Here is a 9,187-nt window from a genome sequence, read left to right as displayed (position 1 = left end):
CACCACGAGGCCGCGCCCGCCGGCGGCTCACCGCCCGGGCGCGGCCTCGCCGTCGGAGGACCCCGGCGCGTTCCCGTCCGAGACTCGAACCGTGACCCGAACCGTGAGGAGCCCGTGGTGCCGACCAGGGAGAAGGAGCCCCCGCAGGGCCTCCAGCTGATCTCGGCGACCACCACCACCTTCAAGTCGGCCGGGCCGCTGGCCCGCTTCCGGGCCGCCCGGGAGCGCTTCGGCTACCTGATGGCCCGCCCGCTGACGCCGTACTACCTGATCCTGGGCGCCTCGCTGCTGCTGGTCGTGCTGGGCCTGGTGATGGTGTTCTCCGCCTCGCAGAGCGTGGTGGTGGAGTACGGCCTGCCGATGACGTTCTTCTTCCGCAAGCAGCTGGTCGCCCTGCTGCTCGGCGGCGCGATCGCGGTGGTGCTGACCCGGGCCCCGGTGCGGGTGCTGCGCACCGCCGTCTACCCGCTGCTGTTCGGCGTGGTGGGCGCGCTGGTGCTGGTGGCGATCCCCGGCGTGGGCGTGCGGATCAACGGCAACCGGAACTGGATCAGCCTGGGCTTCTTCCAGATCCAGCCGTCCGAGTTCGCCAAGCTCGCCCTGCTGCTGTGGGCGGCCGACCTGCTGGCCCGCAAGCAGCGCACCCACATGCTCGACCAGTGGAAGCACCTGCTGATCCCGCTGGTGCCGGGCACCGTCGTGCTGATGATGCTGATCATGATCGGCGGCGACATGGGCACCACCATGGTGCTGATCGCCATGCTGTTCGGCCTGCTCTGGATGGTCGGCGCCCCGCTGCGGCTGTTCGCCGCCACCCTCGGCATCGCGGTGGTCGCCTGCACCGCGCTGATCATCACGGTGCCGCACCGGCTCGGCCGGCTCTCCTGCGTCGGCGTCACCAAGCCGGACCCGAGCCTGGACTGCTTCCAGGCCCTGCACGGCCTGTACGCCCTGGCCGCGGGCGGGCCGTTCGGCTCCGGGCTGGGCGCCGGGGTGGAGAAGTGGGGGCAGCTCCCGGAGGCCCACACCGACTTCATCTTCGCCGCGACCGGCGAGGAACTCGGACTGGTGGGGACGCTGTCCGTGCTCGCGCTCTTCGCGGCACTAGGCTACGCGGGTATCCGAGTGGCCCTCGGCACCACGGACCCGTTCGTGCGGTACGCGGCGGGCGCCGCCACCACGTGGATCATGGCTCAGGCCGTGGTCAACCTGGGGTCGGCGCTGGGACTCCTGCCCATCGCGGGCGTCCCGCTGCCGCTGTTCTCGTACGGCGGTTCCGCGATGCTGTCGGCCATGTGCGCCATCGGGCTGCTGCTGTGCTTCGCACGCAGCTCCCCGGCGGCGAAGGCAGCGCTGGCTGCCCGGCCCCGCAGATGGCGAAAAGGGGCCAACTCCCGGTTCGGGCGAGTCCTGGACCGGGTGCTGCCAGGTAGGAAAACCACAGCGCGAAAGGCCGCCCGGCCGCCGCGCAGGGAGCGGTGAATTTCGGTGCATGTCGTACTCGCCGGCGGCGGGACCGCCGGTCACATCGAGCCGGCCATGGCGCTCGCGGACGCGCTGCGCAGGCACGACCCGTCCATCGGGATCACCGCCCTCGGCACCGAGCGCGGCCTGGAGACCCGGCTGGTCCCGGAGCGCGGCTACGAGCTGGCGCTGATCCCGGCCGTGCCGCTGCCCCGCAAGCCCACCCCGGAGCTGATCACCGTCCCGGGCCGGCTGCGCGGCACCGTGCGCGCCGCCCAGGAGGTCATCGAGCGGGTCAGGGCGGACGCGGTGGTCGGCTTCGGCGGCTACGTGGCGATGCCCGCCTACCTGGCGGCCAAGCGGGCCGGCGTCCCGATCGTGGTGCACGAGGCCAACGCCCGCCCCGGCCTGGCCAACAAGATCGGCGCCCGCTACAGCGACTTCGTCGCGGTCTCCACCCCCGACTCCAAGCTGCGCGACTCCCGGTACATCGGCATCCCGCTGCGCCGCACCATCGCCACCCTGGACCGCGGCACCGTCCGCCCGGAGGCCCGGCACCACTTCGGCCTCGACCAGCGGCTGCCCACCCTGCTGGTCTCCGGCGGCTCGCAGGGCGCCCGGCGCCTGAACGAGACGGTGCAGGCGATCGCGCCCCGGCTCCAGCAGTACGGCGTGCAGATCCTGCACGCGGTCGGCCCGAAGAACGAGCTGCCGACCATCGACGACATCCCGGGCATGCCGCCGTACCGGGCGCTGCCCTACCTGGACCGGATGGACCTGGCCTACGCGGCGGCCGACATGATGCTCTGCCGGGCCGGCGCGATGACGGTCGCCGAGCTGGCCGCGGTCGGCCTGCCGGCCGCGTTCGTGCCGCTGCCGATCGGCAACGGCGAGCAGCGGCTGAACGCCCAGCCGATGGTCAAGGCGGGCGGCGGCCTGCTGGTGGACGACGCCGAGCTGACCCCGGACTGGGTGCTGAAGAACGTGCTGCCGGTGCTGACCGATCCGGCCAAGCTGTGGGAGATGTCGCGCGCCGCCGCCGAGTTCGGCCGCCGGGACGCCGACGACCTGCTGGTGCAGATGGTGTACGAGGCGATCGAGGCCGCCCGCGGCGGCCGGCGCCGTGGCTGACGAGGAGTACGAGGAGGAGCTGGGGGAGGACGGCGAACCGGTCCGTCCGCCCCGGCTCCGGCTGTCCCGCCGGGGCGTCGGGGTGCTGGTCGCGCTGGGCGCGCTGGTGCTCGGCGGCCTCGGCTGGACGGTGTTCTTCTCCTCCGCGCTGGACGTCCGCGGGGTGGCCGTCCAGGGCCTGGACTCCGGCAGGCTGACCCGGCAGGACGTCGAGCGGGCGCTCGGCGGCAGCGCCCGCGGCCCGCTGGCCCGGGTCGACCTGGACGAGGTCCGGGCCGAGGTGGCGAAGGTCCCGCGGGTGGCCTCGGTCGAGGTCTGGCGCGGCTGGCCGCACACCCTGCGGGTGAAGGTGACCGAGCGCCGCGCGGTGGCGGCGGTCCAGCACGAGGGCGGCGGTTTCGTCCAGGTCGACGCCGGCGGTGTGGAATTCGCCACGGAGCCCGGGCCCCCGCCGGGCGTCCCGGTGGTGGCCCTCGAACTGAGCGGGCCGGCCCAGGACGCGGCGGCCGTGATCGACCGCCCGACCCTGGTCCGCTCGGCGATCACGGTGGCTGCCGGACTGCCGTCGGACGTGGCGAAGCAGGCCGGTTCGCTCACGGTCTACTCCTACGACGACATCCGGCTGAAGCTGGCCTCCGGCGCGACCGTCCGCTGGGGGAGCGCCGAGGACACCCCGCGCAAGGCGGCGGTGCTGACGGCACTGCTCGGTCAGAAGGCGTCGAATTACGACGTGAGTGCGCCGGATGCCCCGGCGGTGTCGGGTTGATCCGGTAAGTTCTGTCCCCGGGGGCGGTATTGACGGAGCCACGGCTCCGGTCCGACCCTTGGTGGTCACCCCGGTTTCACCGAGGGGTCGATGATCACATAGGCTCAAAAGAAAAAGGGAAGCTCGGCGTGTTCGTTGAAACACGCGCCGGTTGCGACCTACTGTCCTGTGTCAACGAGCTGTGCTCGACACCGAGGTGACACCGGCACAGCCATAACCCTCAACCTCAAGTTTAGGGTTCGGGTTGGAACCACGTGCTTCCCACCCATCGACATCCGTCGGCCTTCACAATCCAGGGGAGCCGACCCGGAAATTCGAGGCGAGAGGCCCCGACGTGGCAGCACCCCAGAACTACCTCGCGGTCATCAAGGTCGTCGGCATCGGCGGCGGCGGAGTCAACGCCATCAACCGGATGATCGAGGTCGGGCTCAAGGGCGTCGAATTCATCGCGATCAACACCGATGCCCAGGCGCTGCTGATGAGCGACGCCGACGTGAAGCTCGACGTCGGCCGCGAGCTCACCCGCGGCCTCGGCGCCGGCGCCAACCCCGAGGTCGGCCGGAAGGCCGCCGAGGACCACCGCGAGGAGATCGAGGAGGTCCTCAAGGGGGCCGACATGGTCTTCGTGACGGCCGGCGAGGGCGGCGGCACCGGCACCGGCGGCGCGCCCGTGGTGGCCAACATCGCCCGCTCGCTCGGCGCCCTGACCATCGGCGTGGTCACCCGCCCGTTCACCTTCGAGGGCCGCCGCCGGGCCAACCAGGCCGAGGACGGCATCGCCAGCCTGCGCGAGCAGGTCGACACCCTGATCGTCATCCCGAACGACCGGCTGCTGTCGATCTCCGACCGCCAGGTCTCGGTGCTCGACGCCTTCCGCTCCGCCGACCAGGTGCTGCTCTCCGGCGTGCAGGGCATCACCGACCTGATCACCACCCCCGGCCTGATCAACCTGGACTTCGCCGACGTCAAGTCGGTCATGTCGGACGCCGGTTCGGCGCTGATGGGCATCGGCTCGGCCCGCGGCGAGGACCGCGCCAAGGCCGCCGCGGTGATGGCGATCTCCTCGCCGCTGCTGGAGGCGTCCATCGACGGCGCCCGCGGCGTGCTGCTCTCCATCTCCGGCGGCTCCGACCTCGGCCTGTTCGAGATCAACGAGGCCGCCCAGCTGGTCAGCGAGGCGGCCCACCCGGAGGCGAACATCATCTTCGGCGCGGTCATCGACGACGCGCTCGGCGACGAGGTCCGGGTCACCGTGATCGCCGCCGGGTTCGACGGCGGCCAGCCGCCGGCGATCGTCCGCGAGCCGGTGGTGAAGTCCACCTCCGCCAGTGCCGCCTCGGCCCCGTCCGCCGCCCCCGAGCGCCCGGCCGCCCGGCCGTCCTACGGCTCGATCGGCTCGGTCACCCGCGCCGAGGAGCCGGTGCGCGCCGCCGAGGCCCCGGCCCCGGCGACGGCCACCGCCCCGCCGGTGCCGCCGCAGGTGCAGCCGGTGCGGCAGCCGTACGTCGAGAGCCCCGCGGAGGAGCTCGACGTGCCGGACTTCCTCAAGTGATCGACGCGTTCTCCCGACACGGTGCTCACTTCGCCTCCACCACCCGGTGGGGCGGGGTGAGCACCGCGCCGTACGGGGAGCTCAACCTCGGCGGTGCGGTGGGCGATTCGCCCAAAGCAGTCAAGCAGAACCGTTTCTTCGCGGCCCGGGAGCTGGGCCTGGACCCGGCCGACGTGGTCTGGATGAACCAGGTGCACGGCGCCGAGGTCGCGGTGGTCACCGGGCGCCAGCCCGAGGGCACCGCCCCGGCCGTCGACGCGGTGGTCACCGACCGCCCGCTCGCCCTCGCCGTGCTGACCGCCGACTGCACCCCCGTGCTGCTGGCCGATCCGGCCGCCGGAGTGGTCGGCGCGGCGCACGCCGGGCGCCCGGGCCTGGCCGCCGGGGTCGTTCCCGCGGTGCTCGCCGCGATGCGCGAACTGGGCGCCCGCCCCGAGCGGACCGTCGCCGCCGTCGGCCCCGCGGTCTGCGGCCGCTGCTACGAGGTGCCGGAGGCGATGCGCGCCGAGGTCGCCGCGCTCGTCCCGGCCGCGCACGCCGAGACCTCCTGGGGCACCCCCGCACTGGACGTCCCCGCCGGGGTCGCCGCGCAGCTCGCCGAGGCCGGGGTGCAGGATGTGGTGCGATCATCCGTCTGCACGCTCGAATCACCGGACCACTACTCCTACCGTCGGGAGCAGCGGACCGGCCGACTCGCGAGCTACGTCTGGCTGGGGCCCTCACACTCATGACGAACGACATCTACGGTCCGTTCCCGGGCGGGGGCGGCTTCTCCGCCGCGCTGACCGAGGGGCAGCGCGCCCGCTACGAGCAGCTCGGCGCCAACCTCGACGTGGTCGAGCGCCGGATCGCCGACGCCTGCGCCGCGGCCGGCCGCCCGCGCGAGGAGGTCACCCTGATCGTGGTGACCAAGACCTACCCCGCCGAGGACACCGCGCTGCTCGCCGGGCTCGGCGTCACCGACGTCGCCGAGAACCGCGACCAGGACGCCGCCCCCAAGGCCGAGCGCTGCGTCGAACTCCCGCTGACCTGGCACTTCGTGGGCCAGTTGCAGACCAACAAGGCCCGCTCGGTGGCCCGTTACTCCGACGTCGTGCACTCGGTGGACCGGGCCCGGCTGGTCGACTCGCTGGCCGCCGCCGTCCGCGCCGCCGAGCGCCCGCCGCTGGGCTGCCTGGTGCAGGTCGCCCTGGACAAGGCCGTGTCCATTGGCGGCTCCGCCGCGGGTGGCGAGGGGGGGCACCGGGCCGGGGTGGCGCCCGCCGAGGTGCTCGCGCTGGCGGAGAAGATCGCCGACACGCCCGGACTGCGGCTGGACGGTGTGATGACCGTCGCACCGCTCGCCGGCCCGCTGGCGGGCGACCCGGCGCGCGCCTTCGCGCGGCTGGCGGAAATCGCAAGCGACGTACGCGCGGCCCATCCGGCTGCAACCATGGTCTCGGCAGGGATGAGCGGGGATCTGGAGCAGGCGATCGCCGCCGGAGCGACACATGTACGCGTCGGTACGGCGGTGCTCGGAGTGCGGTCACCGCTCGGGTAACGTCACCGAGTAAGTAGATCAGACTGCAGGACAAAATAGGACAGAACCTAGCAGATGATCAGTCTGCTGGTAAACCGTGGATCGCATCCGAGCGCACACTCCGCGGTCTGACGGACCGTCGGCCTGACAGGTCGTAAGAGGACCACGGCATCCGCAGGGCGACACGGTGGGCGCATGAGCGGAGGAGACAGCAGCATGGCCGGCGCGATGCGCAAGATGGCGGTCTATCTCGGTCTGGTCGAGGACGAGACCTACGACAGCCAGGGGTACGACCCCGACGACGACTACGACGCGGATCCGGAGCCGATCCGCACCGGCCGGACCGAGGACCTCCGCTCCGCGGCCCCCGCTCCCGCCGCTCCCGCCCCCCAGCCGGCGCCCGTGGCCCACATCGCGCCCCAGCCGGTGCCCGCCGCGGTCCCGATCCGGCAGGAGCAGCCGAGGATGGCTCCCGTGTCGTCCATCACATCCGAGCGCCACCGCAACCTGGAGAAGAGCACCCCGGTGATCATGCCCAAGGTCGTCAACGAACGAGAGCCGTACCGCATCACCACGCTGCACCCCAGGACCTACAACGAGGCCCGTACCATCGGGGAACAGTTCCGCGGCGGCACTCCCGTGATCATGAATTTGACCGAGATGGACGACACGGACGCCAAGCGGCTCGTAGACTTCGCCGCTGGACTGGTCTTCGGTCTGCACGGCAGTATCGAGCGCGTGACACAGAAGGTGTTCCTGCTGTCGCCTGCTAACGTCGATGTAACGGCGGAGGACAAGGCTCGGATCGCCGAGGGTGGGTTCTTCAACCAGAGCTGACCCGAACCCACGACCACACGTGTGGGTCTGTTGACAGAGCGTCACTGACGGTACGTCGGCCAGGGAGAGGGAGACGCGATGGGGATCTTCGGTTCGGTGCTCTACTGGGTGCTGACCGTGTTCCTGCTGATCCTGCTCTTCCGACTCGTCATGGACTGGGTGTTCCAGTTCGCCCGTTCATGGCGTCCCGGGAAGACCATGGTCGTGGTGCTGGAGGCCACGTACACTGTCACGGATCCGCCACTCAAGCTTCTTCGGCGATTCATCCCGCCGTTGCGTCTCGGGGGCGTGGCGCTCGACCTGTCCTTCTTCGTACTGATGATCATTGTGTATGTCCTGATCTCGCTCGTGCAGCGCCTGTCGTTCTGAACGATGCGACAGGATGCCGGTCCGACGATCACGTTGAGGTGAAGAGATGCCATTGACCCCCGAGGACGTTCGGAACAAGCAGTTCACGACCGTCCGGCTGCGCGAAGGCTATGACGAGGACGAGGTCGATGCCTTCCTCGACGAGGTCGAAGCCGAGCTGACCCGCCTGCTGCGCGAGAACGAGGACCTGCGGGCCAAGCTGGCCGCCGCCACGCGTGCCGCCGCGCAGAACCAGGCCAACATGCGCAAGGAGCAGCAGGCCCCGCAGGACGGCGGCCGCCCCGGCGCACCCGTCCCCGCCGCCATATCCGGCCCGCCGGTGCCCGGCCAGCAGGGCCCCGGTCCGCAGCAGCTCGGCGGCCCGCAGCAGCTCGCCGGCCCGCAGCAGGGCATGGGCAACCAGCAGGGCATGGGGAACCAGCAGGGCATGGGCCAGGGCATGGGCAACCAGCCGCTCGGCCTGCCCTCCGGCGCCCCGCAGCTGCCCGCCGGTCAGCAGCAGGGCATGGGCAACCCGATGCAGCAGCAGCAGATGGGCCAGACCATGGGCGGCCAGCAGCAGCTGGTCCAGCCGATGGGCGGCCAGATGCTGCAGCCGATGGGCAACCCGATGCAGCAGCAGATGGGCCAGCCGATGGGCGGCCAGCAGCTTCAGCCGATGGGTGGCCAGCAGCTCCAGCCGATGGGCGGGCAGCAGCTCCAGCCGATGGGCGGCCCGATGGGCAACCCGATGCAGCAGCAGCAGAACCCCGGCGGCGACAGTGCCGCCCGCGTCCTGGCGCTCGCCCAGCAGACCGCGGACCAGGCCATCTCCGAGGCCCGCTCCGAGGCCAACAAGATCGTCGGCGAGGCCCGCAGCCGCGCCGAGGGCCTGGAGCGGGACGCCCGGTCCAAGGCCGACGCCCTGGAGCGGGACGCCCAGGAGAAGCACCGCGTCGCGATGGGCTCGCTGGAGTCCGCCCGCGCCACCCTGGAGCGCAAGGTCGAGGACCTGCGCGCCTTCGAGCGCGAGTACCGCACGCGGCTGAAGTCCTACCTGGAGACCCAGCTGCGCCAGCTGGAGTCGCAGGCGGACGACTCGCTCGCCCCGCCGCGGATCCCCGCCACCGCTTCGCTGCCGCCGGCCGCGTCGTCGATGGCGCCCGCCGGTGCCAGCGCGATGTCCTCCCCGGCGCCGTCCTTCGGCTCCACCCCGTCCTTCGGCGGGAACCAGTCCTTCGGCGGCTCCTCCTTCGGCGGCTCCTCCGGTGCCCCGTCCTTCGGCGGCGCCTCCGCGAGCAGCAACGGGGCGATGGCTCCGGCGGGCATGACCCAGCCGATGGCGGCCGTCCGCCCGCAGCCCCCGCAGCCGATGCAGCAGGCTCCCGCGCCGATGCGGGGCTTCCTGATCGACGAGGACGGCGACAACTAAGCGCGGAGCGCTTACTCGAAAGGGCGCCCTTGGCCACGACGGCCGGGGGCGCCCTTCGCCGTGCGCACGCCGTCCGGGGCTCGGGCCCCGTGGTGGGGCGGATCCCGCCCGGGGCGCCCGGTCGGTCGCGCGGTTCCC

At 72.1% G+C, this 9,187-nt stretch carries 9 protein-coding genes; all 9 read left to right on the top strand.

The features are described 5' to 3' along the window. The first annotated feature begins 114 nt into the window (after positions 1-114). The 9 genes from ftsW (at position 115) to ACFUEL_RS28415 (ending at position 9,049) form a co-directional block, all read left to right on the top strand. Complete coding sequence (ftsW, locus tag ACFUEL_RS28455; RefSeq protein ID WP_380239631.1) at positions 115-1,482, top strand: putative lipid II flippase FtsW; 1,368 nt, start codon at positions 115-117, stop codon at positions 1,480-1,482. Between the two features lie 6 nt (positions 1,483-1,488). Continuing rightward, positions 1,489-2,595: an undecaprenyldiphospho-muramoylpentapeptide beta-N-acetylglucosaminyltransferase gene (gene murG, locus ACFUEL_RS28450; RefSeq protein WP_380239630.1), complete on the top strand. Its 1,107-nt coding sequence runs from the start codon at positions 1,489-1,491 to the stop codon at positions 2,593-2,595. Further along, complete coding sequence (locus tag ACFUEL_RS28445) at positions 2,588-3,361, top strand: cell division protein FtsQ/DivIB (protein WP_380239629.1); 774 nt, start codon at positions 2,588-2,590, stop codon at positions 3,359-3,361. The genes murG and ACFUEL_RS28445 overlap by 8 nt, the downstream gene beginning before the upstream one ends. Before the next feature lie 334 nt (positions 3,362-3,695). After that, a complete protein-coding gene (ftsZ, locus tag ACFUEL_RS28440) occupies positions 3,696-4,913 on the top strand; it encodes a cell division protein FtsZ (protein WP_380239628.1) in 1,218 nt (405 codons plus the stop codon). Beyond that, positions 4,910-5,644, top strand: coding sequence for a peptidoglycan editing factor PgeF (pgeF, locus tag ACFUEL_RS28435; protein ID WP_380239627.1), 735 nt, complete (start codon positions 4,910-4,912; stop codon positions 5,642-5,644). The genes ftsZ and pgeF overlap by 4 nt, the downstream gene beginning before the upstream one ends. Then, entirely contained in the window at positions 5,641-6,453 is an 813-nt protein-coding gene (locus ACFUEL_RS28430; protein ID WP_380239626.1) for a YggS family pyridoxal phosphate-dependent enzyme, read from the top strand. The genes pgeF and ACFUEL_RS28430 overlap by 4 nt, the downstream gene beginning before the upstream one ends. Before the next feature lie 195 nt (positions 6,454-6,648). Beyond that, positions 6,649-7,269 carry a cell division protein SepF gene (locus tag ACFUEL_RS28425; protein ID WP_285736532.1) on the top strand — a complete coding sequence of 207 codons (621 nt, stop codon included), beginning with the start codon at positions 6,649-6,651 and terminating at the stop codon, positions 7,267-7,269. A 78-nt stretch (positions 7,270-7,347) separates the two neighbouring features. Beyond that, positions 7,348-7,638 (top strand): YggT family protein, encoded by a 291-nt coding sequence (locus tag ACFUEL_RS28420; RefSeq protein ID WP_014135258.1) that lies wholly within the window; start codon positions 7,348-7,350, stop codon positions 7,636-7,638. A 46-nt stretch (positions 7,639-7,684) separates the two neighbouring features. Next, positions 7,685-9,049: a DivIVA domain-containing protein gene (locus ACFUEL_RS28415; RefSeq protein WP_380239625.1), complete on the top strand. Its 1,365-nt coding sequence runs from the start codon at positions 7,685-7,687 to the stop codon at positions 9,047-9,049. Positions 9,050-9,187 lie beyond the last annotated feature (138 nt).

Origin of the sequence: Kitasatospora sp. NPDC057198 (genome assembly GCF_042670125.1) — a bacterium.
In the GTDB taxonomy this organism is placed as follows: Bacteria; Actinomycetota; Actinomycetes; order Streptomycetales; family Streptomycetaceae; genus Kitasatospora.
Note: the sequence above shows the minus strand (reverse complement) of the source record. Positions and strands in the feature narration are given on the sequence as shown.